The organism is Chryseobacterium ginsenosidimutans, from assembly GCF_039536845.1.
In the GTDB taxonomy this organism is placed as follows: domain Bacteria; phylum Bacteroidota; class Bacteroidia; order Flavobacteriales; family Weeksellaceae; genus Chryseobacterium; species Chryseobacterium ginsenosidimutans_B.
Window position 1 is genome coordinate 172,306 of record NZ_BAAAZJ010000005.1, and the last position, 17,154, is coordinate 189,459.

The window sequence follows — 17,154 nt, forward strand, 5'->3', positions numbered from 1 at the left end:
AGTTATTTTTTAATTTAATTTTTTTAAATATAATTTTATTTAGTAATCTTATATGGTTTAATTCCTAATATTTTTCCGTCAGTTTCAAATACAGCTGTAATAATTTCTTTCGGTTCCGCAGCCTTATCATCAGAATATTTGTACTGAATCATTGGAAAACTGCTTCCGTCAATTAAAGGTTTATAGCCTGTTTTAACGATTTCAAATTTTTTACTTGTCTTAATATCTTTCGCTAATTTTTGATACACAACTTCTGTAATCATTTTTTTTGCTTTTTCAGATAATAGTGCATCCATTGCAGTGCGGTCGGAAATCTTCAGAGCGTCAATAAATTTTAGAAATTTTCCGTTATAAAGATCGATTTCTTCTTTGCTTAAATTTAAAGAAGCTTTGGTATTGGTGTTTGCATTCTTGTTGTTTTCTACTTTTACGCCTGCTTTTTGCGAAAGAAAAAACTGTACTGATAAAACAGAAAGAATTAAAAATATTTTTTTCATTATGCTCTCATTATTTTCTAATAAACAATAAACGAAATTACTAGTTACCTATTGCTTATTATTCATCAATCACTTGCTATATTCTGGTTTTACCCCAAGAATTTTTCCATCATTTTCAAAAATTACCGTGATAATATCTCTTGGTGGATTTTCTCTATCTCCGGCATATTTGTATTGAATTGCAGGATACGTTTCATTATCCAACAATTTTTGATAACCGGATTTATACACTTCCGTTTTCTTTTCAAAACTTATACCTCCTGATAATTTCTGAATCATATTATCCGAAACAATATCTTTCACCTGATCAGAGATTAAAGTATTGATGGTCTGCTTGTCGGAAGCTTTCAAAGCGGCTACGAATTTTAGAAATATCTTATTGTAAAACTCAATTTTATCTTTACTTAATTCTGAGGTTAATTCAATTTTTTTGCTTTCAATAACTTTTATTTTGCTGTTTTGAGAAAATCCTAATTGAAAAGCCAAAACGGTAAGAATAAGCAATAACTTTTTCATAATATTCTTGTGATTGGTTGATTGATGTAAGATACGAAGATTTAAATTAACGATAAAAATTTCATCGTATCCACATTATCTGCGTAAGTATCTAAACCCGGATTTTGTGCTTCTCCAAACGTAATAGAGTCAAAGCCAAGTTCGTCTTTTGCAACAACACACTGAATATCTTCTTCATTTTCAGCGATAAAGTCTTTCACTTCATCCAAAGAAGAATATCTGCTGAAATTAATGACAGAAAGCGGACTGAAAAGCTTTTCATCTTCTTTCAGCATTACAAAATTATTATCCCAAAACTGCTCTTGATTTAAAAGATAGACTGCTCTGTTATATTCATAATTATTCGCATATTTATTATGATTGATAATATCCTGAAAATCAATAAAACTTTCAAACAGCCTGTCAATAACAAAATCCTGCGGAATCAAAATCCTTGTTACATTTCTGCAACCCAAACCAAAATACTGAAAAATATCATTTGCTAAAAGTCGTAATTCTTCTTCAGTTTCGTCACCTTTCAAAACAGCAACAGAAGTTCTGTTTTTTCTGATAATATTTAAATGATTTTTAAAATAATATTCCAGATATCTCGCTGTGTTATTGCTTCCTGTTGCAATTACGGCATCGAAATTCTCTAATCTTTCTACAAATTCAAACTGTACATTTCCTTCTGAAAACTCATTCCATTTTTTTAATAAAAACGGAATGATATACCTGTCTTTTGAAGATAATTTAATAACAGGAATATGATTACTCAAAACAACGGAAATCACATCATGAAAACCCACCAAAGGAATATTTCCAGCCATGATCAGCCCTACTCTTTTTGAGATTTTTGAGATTGAATATTCTTTAAGCCAATTTTTTATATTTTCTTCAGTCAGCAAATCAGCCCACTGTTGCAAAGCAAATTTCTGATTTTCAATAGTAAACCATTGGTTCTCTGTTTTTGATTTCTCTAATAATAACTCAAAATCCGAATCATTTTCATTATAATCTTCCTGATTTTTTGCTAAAAACGCTTTTATATAATCACTTACCTTCGTAAGTCCTAAAACTTGATTTTCGATATTCATAATTACTGTAAAATTGGGGAATATTTTGTAATTTTGTGCAAATTTAAAAAAAATTAGCGATGGCTATTAAAATAACTGATGAATGCATTAATTGCGGTGCCTGCGAACCAGAGTGTCCAAACAATGCAATTTATGAAGGAGCAGTGGATTGGAAAGCTTCAGAAGGTACCGAACTGAAAGGTACTGTAACACTAACATCAGGACTTACCGTGGATGCAGATTCACCACAAGAACCTGTAAGTGACGATGTGTACTTCATCGTAACAGATAAATGTACAGAATGCAAAGGTTTCCATGAAGAACCACAGTGTGCAGCAGTTTGCCCTGTTGATTGCTGTGTTCCTGATGAAGATCATGTAGAATCTGAAGAAGCATTGCTTAATAAAAAAGCATTCTTACACGGTGAATAAAATACACCGTCTCATACAGTATGGGACGGTTTTTTTAGCCAAAAATCTCAATAAACCTTAATAAGAATCTAAAAATGAAACTGTAAGCGTCAAAAGCGTTTACTAAAACCAAAAAAATAAAAATATGAGCAAAAAGCACAACTTTAGCGCAGGACCATGTATCTTACCTCAGGAAGTTTTCGAAAAATCGGCACAGGCGATTCTGGATTTCAACGGAATAGGATTGTCTCTTCTTGAAATTTCGCACAGAAGCAAAGATTTTGTCGCTGTGATGGACGAAGCGCGTGCAATCGTAAAAAGACTGATGAACCTTGGTGATGATTACGAAGTTTTATATTTAGGAGGCGGTGCTAGTTTGCAGTTTGCGATGGTTCCTTACAATTTGATGAAAGTTGGCGGAAAAGCAGCTTATACAGATACGGGAACTTGGGCTGCAGGAGCAATCAAAGAAGCTAAAAAAGTAGGAACGGTAGATGTCGTAGGTTCTTCAAAAGAAGAAAACTACTCTTTCATTCCGAAAGATTATACAGTTGGTTCAGAATATGATTATTTTCACTGTACTTCCAACAATACGATCTATGGAACACAGATGAAGTCTTTCCCTGAAGTTGACACTTTAATGGTTTGTGATATGAGTTCTGATATTTTCTCCAGACAGCTGGATTTCTCAAAATTTGATTTAATCTACGCCGGAGCTCAGAAAAATATGGGTCCTGCAGGAGTAACTTTAGTGGTTATTAAAAAAGAAATTCTAGGTAAAACAGGAAGAGAAAATATGTTCTCAATCCTGGATTATTCTCAGCATATTGCAAAAGAATCAATGTACAATACACCGCCGGTTTTCCCTGTTTATGCGTCTTTACTTACTTTACAGCATTTAGAAAACAACGGAGGAATTGCAGCTGCTGAAGCAAGAAACGAAGCAAAAGCAAAACTTTTATACGACGAAATCGACAGCAATCCTTTATTTGAAACGTTTTGTGTGAAAGAAGACCGTTCTTTAATGAATGTTTCTTTTAAATTAATAGACGAAAGCAAAAAAGAAGAGTTCGACAATGCGTGGAAAGCTGCCGGAATCAGCGGATTAAACGGACACAGAAGTCTGGGTGGTTACAGGGCAAGCTTATACAATGCTTTACCGATTGAAAGTGTGCAAGTTTTGGTGGATGTCATGAAGTCTATTAAATAACTTAAATATTTAAATTTCAATCAATTAAATATTATTTATTGTTATTTTAAATTTTCTTAATTTGCGCAACATTTAAATTTTTAAATAATTCAATCTTTAACTATTTAAATTAAATAAAGAACCATGAAAGTTTTAGCTAACGACGGAATTTCGAAATCAGGAGAACAGGCATTGAAAGATGCAGGAATTGAAGTTTTGGACAACAAAGTTGCACAGGATCATGTCATCAATTTCATCAACGAGAATAACGTGGATGTTCTTTTGGTAAGAAGTGTTACGAAAGTAAGACAAGATCTTATCGATGCCTGTCCCGGTCTGAAAATCATCGGAAGAGGCGGCATCGGAATGGATAACATCGATGTTGAATATGCTAAAAGCAAAGGAATAAAAGTAATCAATACGCCGACTGCATCTTCAAAATCGGTTGCGGAATTGGTTTTCGGACATTTCTTTTCATTGGCGAGATTTCTTCATGAATCCAACAGATTAATGCCATTGGAAGGGGAAACTCACTTCAATGCCATGAAAAAATCGTTCAGCAAAGCCTATGAACTTTCTGGAAAAACATTAGGAGTTATTGGTTTTGGAAGTATTGGTCAGGAAGTTTTGAAAATAGGGATTTCTTTAGGAATGAAAGTTAAAGTTTTAACAAGAAAACCTAAAACGAAAGTTCTTACTTTGAATTTTTTCGACGGACAGTCGGTGAATTTTGAAATTACTTCCGTTAATGATATGGATGAATTCTTAAAAGATACAGATTTCATCAGTATCAATACACCTAAAACGAACGAATATATCATAGACACGCCTCAGTTTGAAAAAATGAAAGACGGCGTCTACATTGTAAATACTGCAAGAGGCGGCGTTATAAACGAAGTTGCCCTGATTGATTTTATCGAATCCGGAAAAGTGGCGGGAGCTGCTTTGGATGTTTTTGAAAAAGAACCCAATCCGGAAGTGCTTCTTCTGATGAATCCTGCTCTGTCACTTTCTCCGCATGTTGGAGGAAATACGGTGGATGCTCAGGAGAAAATCGGAGTCGAGCTTGCAGAACAAATTATTAAGCTACAAAAAGAAACTATACAATAAAATATGCCTGTTTTTAAACCTTTCCGTGGAATAAGACCTCATAAAGATCATGAGAGCACTTTCCCTACTCATCCTTTGGATAATTTTACGCAGGAAGAGATAGCGGAGAAAGCTCAAGTTGAAGATACTTACATCAATATGATTAAACCGTATGTTGTAAGTAAATCAAAAGATATCGATAGGAATTTAAGGAAAATCCGATCGACATTTGAAGAACTTATGGAAGAGAAAAAACTCGTCCAGGACAGTTCTTCCTATTATCTTTATGAGCAAATATATCCTAACAAACAGGTTTTCAGAGGGCTTTTGGGATTATCAAGCATTGAGGATTTCTGGAGCGGAAAAATCAAAAGACATGAGAGTACCATTCCTCAGAAGAAAGAGAAACTGGCTCATTATCTTGAAAAAGTAAACATTCAGGCTGAACCTGTGTTATTGACCTATCCTTCCAATTCTAAGATTGAATTGCTGATGAACCATGAGGAGAAAAACGTTCCGATTTTCAATCATGTCGATACAAAGGGAATCAGACACAAAATCTGGAGAATCGATAACCGTCTGAAACTGCAGCAGTTCAAAGAAGTTATTGATCAGATTGATGCTTTTTACATTGCGGACGGACACCACAGAATCGGTTCTACAGCTCTTAATGCAAAACATCAGAAAGACAAAAATAAAAGGCATAACGGTACGGAACTTTACAACTTCGTATATAGTTTTATCGTTTCCAACCAGTCTATTAAAATCCACGATTACAACAGGATCGTAAGTGATATTAACGGTTTATCAGACCAGGAATTTTTAACTGAATTAGAAAAGTTTTTCTTAATTCATGAAAAAGGGGAAACCGCATATTATCCTTCCCAAAAATTCCATATTTCCATGTATTTGGGAGGTAAATTTTATTCTCTTCACGTAAAACATGATCTTCGTTCTACGGAAATGTCTTTAGATAATCTGGATCACCATCTTTTGGATAAATTTATCTTTAAAAATATTCTGAAAATAGAAGATCCGGACAGTTCAGAAAAAATTTCTTATGTAAAAGGAACTTCAAATCTTGAAGGAATCAGTCTTTTAAAAGAAAAAGTAGATGCAGGAGAAGGAAAAGTAGGCTTCGGAATTTTCCCTGTAAGTTTTAATGATATGATTAAAATTTCAGATTTAAAGCTAAGCATGCCTCCAAAATGTACATTTATTGAGCCAAAATTGGTTACAGCATTGTTAATGTATGATATGAAACAATAAAAAATAACCAATTTTTCCTTACTTTTAGCAACGGAAAAAAGGTAAATAAAAAATGAAAAAAATCTTCATTATAATTCCACTCTTTTTGGGTGGATTTTTATTTTCTCAAAAAAAACCTCAGAAAAAGCCTTTAAAAACGGCTGCCACTGCGAAATTCAATTATCCGGATGAATTTAAAAAGATCTCTGATGAGATCATGACCAACGGAACTGCTTACGAAAATCTCGGAGAACTGACGAAAGGTGTCGGTTCCCGTTTCAGTGCGACTCCCGGTTATGCGAAAGCTGTAGAATGGGCTGAAAAAAAGTTTAAAGCCATCGGAATTGAAATGATCTGGAGACAGGAAGCAAAAGCTCCGGTGTGGATAAGAGGAAGAGAATCTCTGCAGATAAAAGCTGCAAATGGAGACTGGAAAAACATAAGAATGCTGTCTTTCGGTAATTCTGAAGGAACAGGCGGAAAAGATCTTACCGGTGAAATTGTTTTAATCAACAGTACTTCCGAGCTTAATGCGTTATCCGTAGGACAGTTAAAAGACAAAATAGTTTTCGTTAATGTTCCGATGGACCCTAGAATCATTAATACCAGTGATTCTTATTTACTTACAGCAAAATCAAAATTAATTTCTGCTTCTGTTATTGCTAAAACGGGAGCAAAAGCTTTAATTATAAGATCTTTAACCACTGCAACCGATGATACTCCCCATGCTAAAATGATTTATTATGAACCGGATGACAAAGTAAAAATTCCGGCTTTATCTATCGGTGTAAAATCTGCTGAAGAACTTGAAAAATTATTAAAAAAACAAAAAGTTACAGCAAAAATAAATATGACCGCCGAATCAAAAGGTGAAACAACCAATCCGAACATCATCGCTGAAATTCCGGGCAAAAAAGATTCTAAAGTCATTGTTTTGGGAGCTCAATTGGATTCCTGGGATTTTGGAGAAGGTGCTATTGATGACGGAACCGGAGTTGCGCAGTGTATTGAAGTTTTGAGAACATTAAAAGCATTAGGCTATGAAAATAATCACACCATCAGAGTTGTTCTCTATGCCAACAGTGAAAACGGCGGACAAGGACGGGAAATGTATGCTGCTTATGTAAAAAAGAAAGATGAGAAACATGTTTTCGCATTGGGGACAGATGCGGGAGGTTATTCTCCGAGAGGTTTTTCATTAGACATGTCTCCGCAGAGAAGAAGACAGGTTTTTGAATGGAAACATTATTTCCTTCCCTACGGTGTTTATGATTTTGACCAGACTGATGCTATTCAGGATATTTCTCCTTTAAAAAAGCTGGATATTCCTTTGGCAGAGCTTGTTGTAGATACCCAAAGATATTTCGATTATCATCACTCTGTGGAAGATACTTTCGATAAAGTGAACAAAAGAGAATTGCTTTTAGGTGCGGTTGCCATGACACAAATGGTCTTAATGATTGATAAAAATTGGTAATTATTTATTATGATGAGTAATATAGACAACTTAATTTCCCAAAGTAACAGCAATAACTTTAAGATCATAAAGTTGGACTATATTCCGGAAAGGCAACAGATTATTTTACTCAAAACCAAGCAAAATTTAGAATTATTTATTGAAGTTTTAAATTTAAAAACCAATGACATCAAAGAAATTTCATTGAATGAAAAAATATACGCCAAACCTTATGGTCGGATAGAATTCCATTCCATTGATGATGAAAATTTTTATTTGAGTGCTGATTCATTGCATTTCAAAATAAATTCTAATGGAGAAATAATTTTAAAAGATCAGCTCGATAGCAAAATCAGCTCTTTAAATCATAAACATGTTTTAAAAAATTATATTTTTCGGGAAGATTTAGAACTAATTGATCTTAAGGATTTAAAAAAATATAATTTGACTGGTTTTTTTGATGACCATTTTGATCAATATGATTTTATTTATTTTTATTTTGACGACAGATATTCTATATTTTCATCTTCGAACGAAGATATAGTAATCATTATTGTTTATTGCAAAGACGGTGACGATCCAAAATGTTTTCACTGCATTTTAAAAATAGAATCACCGGAAAATATCCGTGTTTTATTTGTTGACAAAATTGATGATTTAGGCAAATATTATGTTATTAGCAAAAACCTATCAGAACTCGCTTATCAAAAACATTTCCTTGATGATGACAATGTATATGTCAGAAAATTATCAATAGAAAAGTTTAAAGAACCCGAAAGTTTTGCCATCGATAACAACGCAGAGCTTATATTTTTTAATGCTCATCAATTTATATTACTTTACGATGAAAAAATTGAAATTTTGGAGAGATACAGCAACAATCTTTTAAAAAGCATCTCAATTGATCAAGATTCTCCGTACAAAATAAAAAAAGATATGTTGCTTTATGTAAAAGACGTAAAACTAAATTACACTGAATTTTAACTAATCATAAAGTATTGATTGTGTTATAAAAATCAAATTCTAAAAAAATGAAAAAGATATTAGGAACATCATTATTGCTTCTGAGCATGACGGTTTTCGGTCAGGCAAAAGAAGACTCCATACAATTTGCAAAAATTTCCACGGAAATATTAAATAACGGAAAAGGTTACATCGAATTAAGAGATTTAACTAAAAATATCGGTCACCGATTAAGCGGTTCAGAATCTTATGAAAAAGCCGTAAAATGGGCAGAACAGAAACTTCGTGATGCCGGAGCTGATAAAGTCTGGCTTCAGGAAGTAATGATTCCGGTTTGGGTGAGAGGAAAAGAATCTTTACAGATCAAAACCTCTAACGGACAATGGAAAAGCATGAAAATGCTTTCTCTCGGAAATTCTGAAGGAACAGGCGGAAAAGATGTTTCAGGAGAAATTATCATGGTAAAATCCATGGAAGAATATGATAAGCTTTCACCGGAACAGGTAAAAGATAAGATCGTTTTCTTTAATTATCCCTTCAGCCAGTCTTATATAGAAACTTTCAGAGGATATAGTGATGCTGCGAAATACAGAACAACGGCGGCTTCATTAACCGCTAAAAAAGGTGGAAAGTTTGCAATTATCCGTTCGCTTTCTTCGGCTTTTGATAATGTTCCGCACACAGGAGCCATGCATTATCAGGATGATAAGAAAATCCCTGCCGTTGCCATTGGAAATACTACCGCTGATGAATTGGCTGAGCTTTTAAAATCACAGAAAATCATCGCAAAATTGAACTCCAACTGCGGAATGAAAGGCGAGAAACTCTCCCACTCAGTAATTGGAGAAATCACGGGCAAGAAAGATAAAAGCGTCATCGTTGTTGGCGGACACCTGGATTCGTGGGATGTGGGTGAAGGTGCACATGATGACGGAACCGGAATTGTTCAGAGTATTGAAGTATTGAGAACATTCAAAAATCTTGGTATTAAAAATAACCATACGATCCGAGTGGTTTGTTTTGCGAATGAAGAAAACGGCGTAAAAGGCGGTGTTCAGTACGGAAAAACAGCCAAAGAAAATAATGAGAAACATCTTTTTGCCATAGAAACCGATGCCGGAGGTTTTACGCCAAGAGGAATTTCTCTGGAAATGGATAACGAAAAAAGAAAGCAGATCCAAAGTTGGGCAAATCTGTTCTTACCTTACGGAGTTTATGATTTTAAAAACACCTATTCCGGGACAGATCTTTATCCGCTTCATGATATGGGTATTCCGACTGCCGAATTGGTTCCCGATTCCCAACGATATTTCGATATTCACCACACGGAAGAAGATACTTTTGAAAAGGTGAACCGCAGAGAATTACTGCTTGGAGCGAGTACTTTGACGCAGATTATTTATATGGTTGATAAGAACTGGTAGATAAAAATTCCGCCGCCGAAAATTTCGGCGGCGGAGCTTTTTAGTCGTAATATTTTATTTCTCTGATCCATTTATATAGATCTTTTCCGTCTACATTTTTTATAACTTCCGTCCAATTTTTTTGTTTATCAAATTTGTATTTGAAAATGATAACTGTTGGTTCTACCTGCTTATCTTCACGTCCAAATTTATCTAGATAGAAAAGTTTGACTATATGGTTATTTTTATATTCGAACTTTATATCATACCAGACTTTATTATTTTTATAGACCGTTCTCCTACTCAAATTCTGATCTTTAGTATACTCATAAACTGTAGAAAAAGTAGATCCTGCATCATAAATATTTTCTTCTTTCTTTATCTTACCATTTTGATAAGTGATAATTGAAGAAATTTTTCCGTTTGTAAAACCTGTTTGTTTTATTACATTTCCTAAATTATCATAGTCATATTTAACATGATTTTTTAGAATAATTTTTTTATTTTGATAATCACTTTTATAGTCGAAAAACTTTCCTTCAATAACTTTATATTGGCTGTCATAAATTTTTATTTGGCTTAATTTTTTGTGATAAATTGAGTCTTTGCCTTCTGTATATCCTTGTCCCACTTTCTTCCAAATATCATCGGTAATTACGAAAATGCTGTCGGTTTTTGAAATGCTATCATATTTTGTAATACTCAAAGGTTTAAAGCTTTCAGTGTTATGTACATATTTTTTCATAGGTTCATCCTTCCATCTGGAATAATATTCTTTAAAATTTGGGGATTTATCATTTTTTTCATAAATATAACGCGAAGTATCTTCCGAATAATCATTTTTAGATTTTTCTGTAATTAATCTATTCAGATTATCATAAGTATAATCATAATCATCAACAATTCTTCCTGACTTATAATACCATATTTCTTTTGTGATATTACGGTTTTTATCATAATATGTTTCATTATTAATGTATCTGCAAAAATCTGATCCAAACCAAGATCCCGACATACTTTTCCTTAAATTATCAGGTCTCATTATAGTAGCATGACCATACTCATCATCCCCTTTCATAAAAGTGTAAGGACCGGAATCGTTGAGAAAAAGCACATATTCTTTCACAAACTTTGGCTTTCCTAAAACAGTATCTTTAATAACCTGAGATTGAAAAAATGAAAATGTCAGGATAAAAATAATTAAAAAAGATTTCATCATATGTTTTGTATTTAGTTGATTATAAAGAAACATTTTATTACAGTTTCCTTTAACCTTTTATTTTTTATTTTCTATAAAAATACTTATTTCAAATTGTTCTTTTACAGGAATGCCATAGATTTTAGCAGATTTCCAAGTATTAAGTTTCGGTAGCTTGAAAACATTTTCAATTGCTTTTTTTGTATATTCATCGGTAGATTTTAATACCTCTATGCTATCCAAATTATCTTTTGTGCCAATTGTAACACGGACTCGATTTTCACCTGTTTGTGCATTTTTTGGAACTTTGAAATTATTAAATAATACCATTCTAAAATTAGAAATTCCATTTAAAAATGTTGCGTCAATATTTCCTATTCCTATATCATCAATACAATTTGAATTCGGTCTTTTCTCACATTCCTCCAAAGATTTTTCAGCTAATAGTTTACTTTTATATGCTTTAATTGAATCACTTTTGTTTAAAGTGAAAATATTTACATTTTCCAATGTTGATAAATAATGAACTTTCTTCTTTTGTGTTATATAACATCCTGTAAACAAAACAAGTATCATAAAAAATAAAAATATTTTTTTCATAATTATTTTTCAGACCAATCTGTACTATTATATCCGTTTATACCAATAAATTTTATTTTTTCAATCTTCATATTAGAAAAGAATTGTACAAAAGTATTGTCCCATTCTCCATGATTTTGTAAAATCATATTTTTTATTTGATTGGGAATTTCATTTTCAAAAGTAATTGATATCCAAGGATATTGAAATGGGTTATCTGTAGCAACAGACCATAAGTCGGAATCTTCAAAAAACAATCTTAAAACATAATATTTTGAGCTAGGATCAATTTTAGTATCACAGCTAAAGTTTACAACATTTAATTGTTTATTTAATAATTCGTTATAAAAATTAGAAAAATTCTGCCCATAAAACTGTGTTTTATTAGGAACTATTGTATTCAACTTAGGCACAACATTATTATAGAAAGTAATATAATCATTGGTCGTCTGAGCTTTGCAATTATATATGAAGAGCAAGCTCATAATAAATAAAGTTTTAAATAATTTTATTTTCATTGTATAATATTTTAAGGTTAAATTTAAGGACATTTTGAAACTTTTACACCTTCTTTTACGGCGCCACTATTAGGAACTGTAATTTGTTGTACAGATGCATTAATTTTCTTTAAGTTACCATTTGTATCTACTTTTGCAATGCTGATTCCTGCATTATATTTCTCCAAAATATAAGCCATAGCAACCGCATTTGGCACATAATTTTCTCCAGCAGAATTATCTGCCCTGCCTTGGGAATAATGTTCTCTTGCCTTATAAAATTCTTTTCCTAAAGGACTTCCTTCCTTAATATTTCGGCTTGGAGGGTCATAATTTTCACTGCGAGGAAATTGGGTTAAAAAAGCACTTGCTAATGCAGGGTCGGTTACTACAAGAGCATACACTTCTGGCGTTCCAAAATCGGATTTACCATACACATAACGAAATTTTAAGCCAGGACTTGTCAGTGTATTTTCAATCATCCCATATAAATCCCCTCCTGATGGATTTCCAGGAAAGCCAGCATGAGAATGTCCATCACCAATGTAGGGATTAGTTAAAAGACTATTTGGAACATTTCCCTGTGTAGGATCTTGCTCTAATATCGGAGTCATTTCAAAAGTATTGTCAGGCTTTTGCCCTATTGCTAATGCCCATTCTTTAGGCGCATCTATTTTCCCTTTTAAAGTAGTATCCATAGTTTGTCCTACTGTGCTATGAAGTACGTCATTCGCTTTATCAATAAAAGGTTTTGTTTTCTTACAAGGATTATCAAGATCTGGAATATCCGGATTCCCGCTACCTGAACATCCGGGAGCCAATCTGTAAAATGTAGTCCCGTTAAGAGCACATGGATCATTACTGGGAATATTTCCTTCTGGTCCGGAAGGTGGCAATCCCCCACCGCCGCCGGAAGATCCGGGTGCTCCGGGAAAAGGATCATCTGCAACAGAGATCATTGTTGTACTGCAAACATTACCATAACATTCAGAACAATAATCACAAGGTCCGCCACCACCATGATGTGTACAATGCCATGTGACAGCGCAGGTTTCTATGATCAGTACTTTTCCGTTTTGCTGAGTAGTAACGACAGGTGTAGTAGTAAAATCTACCACTCTCATTCTTCCGTATTCTTCATTTCTTCTTTTAGTGCCTTTAAACAGGTCTTTGGGAACACCCGTAAAATATTCGTTCCCGAAAGTTTTATTATCCATATACATAAAGGTATAAAACATTTGTTCTCTGAAGTCTCGATCTATTTTATTATCATAGACAATCTTTTTTAAAAGATTGTTATCATAATCTTTCACACCTATTACTGTGTTTTCATTATCCAATGTGGCAAAAAGTACGGAACTCATAGTCACATTGTCATCTGAAAGTGGAATCATAAGTCCCGTTGCGTTTTCTGTATCTACTACCTGCATCTTGTCCCAGATCGGCATTCCTTTCTGATCGGGTATTATCGACAGAAAATCTTTTTCCCTGTTGTAGACTTCTAAAATACTAACATAATCTACGCCTGATTTTGCAGTAACAGAAGTTACATGTTTAAAGAAATTAGCATTGTTTCTTTGAGGTTCTGCTCCACTGTTAGCGAAATCTTCATTGTGACAGGACCATAGTAAGGTCAGAAAGACCATCATAAAAGACAGCCACGAAATCAATTTTTTCGTCATAATCATTTGTTGTTTTATAAGTTATAATATAATTCTTTTTTATATATAGATGCAATATTTTGTCTTGGGGTTGGAAAAGATGTAAAAAAAATATCGATCTATATATGAGCAGGACAAAACTATTCTTTATTTTGTCTCAACATCATAAGAATTTTTATATTTTTGATAAAAATTCTTATAAAATGAGTATAGGTACAAGGGTAAGGCAATACAGGGAAGCAAAGAACTGGTCTCAGGAAGATCTGGCAATGCGCCTGGATACAACACAGACCACGATATCGAATATAGAGTCCGATAAAAATATTCCCAATTCTTTACTGCTGAACAAAATTGCTCAGGAACTGGAAGTGGATATTAATGATTTATTAGATGATAAATCAAATGTAATTTTTTCTAACAATGAATTTAAGGATTCAAGTTCTGCAATTCATCAATATAGACCAGTTATAAATATGCAATCTCCTGAATTGATAGAAAGCATATTGAAAAATCAGGAACAATTAACAAAACTTATAGAAGTACAAAGTAAGCTGATAGAAAGTTTACTGAAAAAAGGCTAAAACTTTTGGTTTGCCCTGTCGGAAGTTTCCGAAAGTCTCCCTCTGTTCCGGTTCCCTCCGTCGGAAGTTCCGACGACCTGAAACAGTTTTGGTTTGCCCCGTCGGAGATCTCCGAAAGCTTCCCTGAGTATTGGTTTGCTCCGTCGGAAGTTACGACGATAAGAACCACTTAAAGTCTGCCGTCGGAGATCTCCGACGATAGGATAAAAAAATCATCCGTAGACTCAGCACGACACTGATGATCTGCAGGAGATGAAATATTATTACATAACACTTATGAAAAAATTAATTTCGATGGATGCAGCCAAGCTGCATCATGCAGAACTTGGGCAGCTTATTGTCCGTTTTTATGAGGATTTTGGCACCTCTGCTTTAGACGTCAATACAGACGCAGATTTCAAAAGAATGTTTGATGCCATTCAGGCACAGATCCCCGGTTACAACAGCGCACTCGACCAGATCCGCGCCAGTGAAGAATCTGCAAATATTGCAGAACTGGACAGGGTTCGTGACGCAGACATTCAGTCATTAAGAGATGCAATAAGACCGTACAGGAATGCCAAAACACAAACCGAAAAGGATGCCTACACTTTTATGAAGATCCTTCTCGACCAGTACAAAAATGTACAGAATGCTTCTTATGAAGAAGAAACCAACCGTCTCAACACCTTGCTGGAAAAGCTGCTTTCTTCGGAATACAGCACCGCCGTTTCAGCCCTCGGACTGGTAAAGTTTATCAATCATCTGTCGGATTCCAACACGGCATTCAATGAGCTGTTTTCTCACCGTTCCTTCAAGACTTCGCAAAAGCAAACCTACGATGTAAAAGCATTGAGAAAAGTACTGACAGTAGATTACAAGCAAATGTGCAACTATATCGCCACATTAGCAGACGTAAAGCCCGATCCTTTTTATCAGGATGTTCTCGCCATCATCAACAACGGAAGAAATTATTTTTCCAACATGGTTCTGGCAAGGAGACAGGGAAAAAAGAATGACATACAGAAACCTGAATAATAATAAACCGCTCTTAAAAAGGGCGGTTTTCATTTTAAACTTTTTAATTTTCTTAATGATTAAAAAATATTGTTTTATTCACCAAGCTTGTCATCCCGTAGGGATCCAGGCACGAATCTCTTTTCACATACTTTTCTAATACTATGTTTAGATCTCTACGGGATGACAAACTCAGTGGCAAAGAAAAATTTTAAAAAACTTCAGTAATCCAATTATAAAAAAATAACCCTATTTTTAGCCCTTAAATAAATAACTATGAAAAAACTATTTTTTGCATTCTGCATGATGATCTTATGCAGCAGCCAGGTAGCAATGGCACAATCGAAAACAAAAACACAAACAACGGAAACCAAAGCTTCTATATTAAGCGCATTACGCACCGACATCTCTGAAAGCATTATCAAAGAAGGTACACCTAAAGAAAAGGCTGAAAAATTTGCAGATTGCCTTACAAATGATTTAGGCGCAAAGTTAACTCTGGACGAGCTTAGAATATTTCATAAGCTGAATACTTTAAAAGCCGGAAAAGAAAAGGATGAACTTGCGAAAAAAGCTGAAAAAATGGGAATAAGAAAGAAAATGGAAACCGTAGGAGTGAACTGCGGATCTATCTTGAAGTAGCCATTTAGCCAAACAATCCAGAAGATTCTGATAAATCCAAGACAAAACAGACGGCACATTAATTTGTGCCGTCTGTTTTATAATTACTTTGGTTGTATACAGCAGCATACATATGATACGGTTTCAATTTTTATCACAGATAAAATCCTTGCGTCTTAAAACAATATTAAAAGCTGATTTGCGTCTTTGCGTTTAACAAACCCTTATTCTTCTACACAAACTCGTTTGTATCTGCTTTATATTTTTTATTAAAAATACCTGCCTGTTCTAGTTTTTTTATGTGAGCTTTTACGCCGTTGATTCTGGTTGCATAATGAGTATTTCCAATCGTACACAGGTTCTGAAATGCTTTTTCATGGCTGTCCGTATCAAGAGCATAACTGATTCTGTCAAAAGTACCTCTTCCCTGATGCAGGATATCGCAAACCATAAAACACACTTTTGCGGGATAGCCGTTCAGGTTGAGTCTTTTGCTGTATTTTTTCATATTTTCCTTGTACAGACTGATCGAGTGTTCTACCTGTACTTCTCTGTGTTTTTCATCATTTGAAGCCCAATGGATAAATCTTGCGGAACATATCAGCTCCTGCTGTTCCACCTCGTTTGTGGTCGGGTTCAGATATTCCATGAGTTTTATCGTACTCGTGTCATTTTCCAGTTGTGAAGTAGCTCCGGAATCGTTTTTATAAAAGATTCTGCCATCAATCAATCGAAGTCTCGGAAAGTAATCCGGAGCATTCGGTAATGTCAGCAGTTTCCTGAAAAATCTGACAAAATCACCATTAGGAACATGTGCAGCAAACTGCATAAATCCGAATGTGAAAAAAGCTCTGTCATAGGTATTCAGACAAAGAAAGGATCCCTGACTTTCCACTTTCGTGGTAGCTTCAATAAAATATGCCCAAAAGCCGAATTTACCCACGTAATCGGTTGCTTTGTAAACCAGATTTGTAGTGACCGAAGAATTATAAAGTCCGAATCTCTCTTCGTATTTTGTTTTGTAGGCAATAAAGAATTCGGGAGTACTAAGACCGGTTATCTTAGCATAATAAGCGGTTTTCCCATTAGCGTTCACTGCAGAACGGATTTTGAAATCGTAAGCCATAATATAAGTTTTTAAGGTGTTAGTTTAATGCTAAGTTACTATTTCCCTTTTACTTATGGTATAATTATT

General features: G+C 34.1%; 19 protein-coding genes. 11 read left to right on the forward strand and 8 right to left on the reverse strand.

The features are described from left to right. Positions 1-35 precede the first annotated feature (35 nt). The 3 genes from ABD745_RS07750 to ABD745_RS07760 all read right to left on the reverse strand — a co-directional run bounded on the left by ABD745_RS07750 (position 36) and on the right by ABD745_RS07760 (position 2,089). A complete protein-coding gene (locus ABD745_RS07750) occupies positions 36-497 on the reverse strand; it encodes a peptidylprolyl isomerase (protein ID WP_344827646.1) in 462 nt (153 codons plus the stop codon). A 69-nt stretch (positions 498-566) separates the two neighbouring features. Further along, positions 567-1,013 carry a peptidylprolyl isomerase gene (locus tag ABD745_RS07755; RefSeq protein ID WP_344827649.1) on the reverse strand — a complete coding sequence of 149 codons (447 nt, stop codon included), beginning with the start codon at positions 1,011-1,013 and terminating at the stop codon, positions 567-569. Positions 1,014-1,054: 41 nt separating this feature from the next. Beyond that, positions 1,055-2,089 (reverse strand): aldehyde dehydrogenase family protein, encoded by a 1,035-nt coding sequence (locus ABD745_RS07760; protein WP_344827652.1) that lies wholly within the window; start codon positions 2,087-2,089, stop codon positions 1,055-1,057. Between the two features lie 59 nt (positions 2,090-2,148). Here ABD745_RS07760 and ABD745_RS07765 point away from each other — a divergent pair, with 59 nt between their 5' ends. From ABD745_RS07765 to ABD745_RS07795, 7 genes are all read left to right on the forward strand, one after another. Continuing rightward, on the forward strand, positions 2,149-2,499 hold the full coding sequence (locus tag ABD745_RS07765; protein WP_047402186.1) for a 4Fe-4S binding protein: 351 nt from the start codon (positions 2,149-2,151) through the stop codon (positions 2,497-2,499). A gap of 124 nt (positions 2,500-2,623) precedes the next feature. Beyond that, the gene (serC, locus tag ABD745_RS07770; protein ID WP_344827659.1) at positions 2,624-3,688 is read left to right on the forward strand and encodes a 3-phosphoserine/phosphohydroxythreonine transaminase; all 1,065 of its coding nucleotides are present in this window, start codon (positions 2,624-2,626) and stop codon (positions 3,686-3,688) included. Positions 3,689-3,811: 123 nt separating this feature from the next. Next, entirely contained in the window at positions 3,812-4,777 is a 966-nt protein-coding gene (locus tag ABD745_RS07775; RefSeq protein WP_344827662.1) for a D-2-hydroxyacid dehydrogenase, read from the forward strand. A gap of 3 nt (positions 4,778-4,780) precedes the next feature. Continuing rightward, positions 4,781-6,025, forward strand: coding sequence for a DUF1015 family protein (locus ABD745_RS07780; protein ID WP_047402189.1), 1,245 nt, complete (start codon positions 4,781-4,783; stop codon positions 6,023-6,025). A gap of 52 nt (positions 6,026-6,077) precedes the next feature. Next, positions 6,078-7,481, forward strand: coding sequence for a M28 family peptidase (locus ABD745_RS07785; RefSeq protein WP_344827668.1), 1,404 nt, complete (start codon positions 6,078-6,080; stop codon positions 7,479-7,481). 72 nt (positions 7,482-7,553) lie between these two features. Next, positions 7,554-8,444, forward strand: coding sequence for a hypothetical protein (locus ABD745_RS07790; protein WP_344827672.1), 891 nt, complete (start codon positions 7,554-7,556; stop codon positions 8,442-8,444). Between the two features lie 47 nt (positions 8,445-8,491). After that, positions 8,492-9,847, forward strand: coding sequence for a M20/M25/M40 family metallo-hydrolase (locus ABD745_RS07795; RefSeq protein ID WP_344827675.1), 1,356 nt, complete (start codon positions 8,492-8,494; stop codon positions 9,845-9,847). Between the two features lie 40 nt (positions 9,848-9,887). On the opposite strand, the gene ABD745_RS07800 is transcribed toward ABD745_RS07795, so the two are convergent. From ABD745_RS07800 to ABD745_RS07815, 4 genes are read right to left on the reverse strand one after another with little or no spacing between them, the layout of a single operon-like run. Then, on the reverse strand, positions 9,888-11,045 hold the full coding sequence (locus ABD745_RS07800) for a hypothetical protein (protein ID WP_344827678.1): 1,158 nt from the start codon (positions 11,043-11,045) through the stop codon (positions 9,888-9,890). A 57-nt stretch (positions 11,046-11,102) separates the two neighbouring features. After that, positions 11,103-11,624 carry an energy transducer TonB gene (locus tag ABD745_RS07805; RefSeq protein WP_344827681.1) on the reverse strand — a complete coding sequence of 174 codons (522 nt, stop codon included), beginning with the start codon at positions 11,622-11,624 and terminating at the stop codon, positions 11,103-11,105. A 2-nt stretch (positions 11,625-11,626) separates the two neighbouring features. Next, entirely contained in the window at positions 11,627-12,121 is a 495-nt protein-coding gene (locus ABD745_RS07810) for a hypothetical protein (protein WP_344827684.1), read from the reverse strand. Positions 12,122-12,144: 23 nt separating this feature from the next. Continuing rightward, a complete protein-coding gene (locus tag ABD745_RS07815; RefSeq protein ID WP_344827687.1) occupies positions 12,145-13,782 on the reverse strand; it encodes a hypothetical protein in 1,638 nt (545 codons plus the stop codon). A gap of 182 nt (positions 13,783-13,964) precedes the next feature. Between ABD745_RS07815 and ABD745_RS07820 the strand changes: the two genes are divergently transcribed. The 4 genes from ABD745_RS07820 to ABD745_RS07835 all read left to right on the forward strand — a co-directional run bounded on the left by ABD745_RS07820 (position 13,965) and on the right by ABD745_RS07835 (position 15,980). Further along, positions 13,965-14,342, forward strand: a complete 378-nt coding sequence (locus ABD745_RS07820) for a helix-turn-helix domain-containing protein (RefSeq protein WP_344827690.1) — start codon at positions 13,965-13,967, stop codon at positions 14,340-14,342. Positions 14,343-14,347: 5 nt separating this feature from the next. After that, complete coding sequence (locus tag ABD745_RS07825; protein WP_344827693.1) at positions 14,348-14,515, forward strand: hypothetical protein; 168 nt, start codon at positions 14,348-14,350, stop codon at positions 14,513-14,515. A gap of 103 nt (positions 14,516-14,618) precedes the next feature. Further along, positions 14,619-15,359: a DUF6261 family protein gene (locus ABD745_RS07830; RefSeq protein ID WP_344827696.1), complete on the forward strand. Its 741-nt coding sequence runs from the start codon at positions 14,619-14,621 to the stop codon at positions 15,357-15,359. A gap of 255 nt (positions 15,360-15,614) precedes the next feature. Then, a complete protein-coding gene (locus ABD745_RS07835; RefSeq protein ID WP_344827699.1) occupies positions 15,615-15,980 on the forward strand; it encodes a hypothetical protein in 366 nt (121 codons plus the stop codon). Between the two features lie 211 nt (positions 15,981-16,191). Here ABD745_RS07835 and ABD745_RS07840 read toward each other — a convergent pair whose 3' ends face one another. Further along, positions 16,192-17,085: a hypothetical protein gene (locus tag ABD745_RS07840; RefSeq protein WP_344827702.1), complete on the reverse strand. Its 894-nt coding sequence runs from the start codon at positions 17,083-17,085 to the stop codon at positions 16,192-16,194. Positions 17,086-17,154 lie beyond the last annotated feature (69 nt).

Bases quoted from the DNA above. Each gene is read 5' to 3' on its own strand.
- ABD745_RS07750 (WP_344827646.1), bottom strand. From the start codon at position 497: ATGAAAAAAATATTTTTAATTCTTTCTGTTTTATCAGTACAGTTTTTT.
- ABD745_RS07755 (WP_344827649.1), bottom strand. From the start codon at position 1,013: ATGAAAAAGTTATTGCTTATTCTTACCGTTTTGGCTTTTCAATTAGGA.
- ABD745_RS07760 (WP_344827652.1), bottom strand. From the start codon at position 2,089: ATGAATATCGAAAATCAAGTTTTAGGACTTACGAAGGTAAGTGATTAT.
- ABD745_RS07765 (WP_047402186.1), top strand. From the start codon at position 2,149: ATGGCTATTAAAATAACTGATGAATGCATTAATTGCGGTGCCTGCGAA.
- serC (WP_344827659.1), top strand. From the start codon at position 2,624: ATGAGCAAAAAGCACAACTTTAGCGCAGGACCATGTATCTTACCTCAG.
- ABD745_RS07775 (WP_344827662.1), top strand. From the start codon at position 3,812: ATGAAAGTTTTAGCTAACGACGGAATTTCGAAATCAGGAGAACAGGCA.
- ABD745_RS07780 (WP_047402189.1), top strand. From the start codon at position 4,781: ATGCCTGTTTTTAAACCTTTCCGTGGAATAAGACCTCATAAAGATCAT.
- ABD745_RS07785 (WP_344827668.1), top strand. From the start codon at position 6,078: ATGAAAAAAATCTTCATTATAATTCCACTCTTTTTGGGTGGATTTTTA.
- ABD745_RS07795 (WP_344827675.1), top strand. From the start codon at position 8,492: ATGAAAAAGATATTAGGAACATCATTATTGCTTCTGAGCATGACGGTT.
- ABD745_RS07800 (WP_344827678.1), bottom strand. From the start codon at position 11,045: ATGATGAAATCTTTTTTAATTATTTTTATCCTGACATTTTCATTTTTT.
- ABD745_RS07805 (WP_344827681.1), bottom strand. From the start codon at position 11,624: ATGAAAAAAATATTTTTATTTTTTATGATACTTGTTTTGTTTACAGGA.
- ABD745_RS07810 (WP_344827684.1), bottom strand. From the start codon at position 12,121: ATGAAAATAAAATTATTTAAAACTTTATTTATTATGAGCTTGCTCTTC.
- ABD745_RS07815 (WP_344827687.1), bottom strand. From the start codon at position 13,782: ATGACGAAAAAATTGATTTCGTGGCTGTCTTTTATGATGGTCTTTCTG.
- ABD745_RS07820 (WP_344827690.1), top strand. From the start codon at position 13,965: ATGAGTATAGGTACAAGGGTAAGGCAATACAGGGAAGCAAAGAACTGG.
- ABD745_RS07830 (WP_344827696.1), top strand. From the start codon at position 14,619: ATGAAAAAATTAATTTCGATGGATGCAGCCAAGCTGCATCATGCAGAA.
- ABD745_RS07835 (WP_344827699.1), top strand. From the start codon at position 15,615: ATGAAAAAACTATTTTTTGCATTCTGCATGATGATCTTATGCAGCAGC.
- ABD745_RS07840 (WP_344827702.1), bottom strand. From the start codon at position 17,085: ATGGCTTACGATTTCAAAATCCGTTCTGCAGTGAACGCTAATGGGAAA.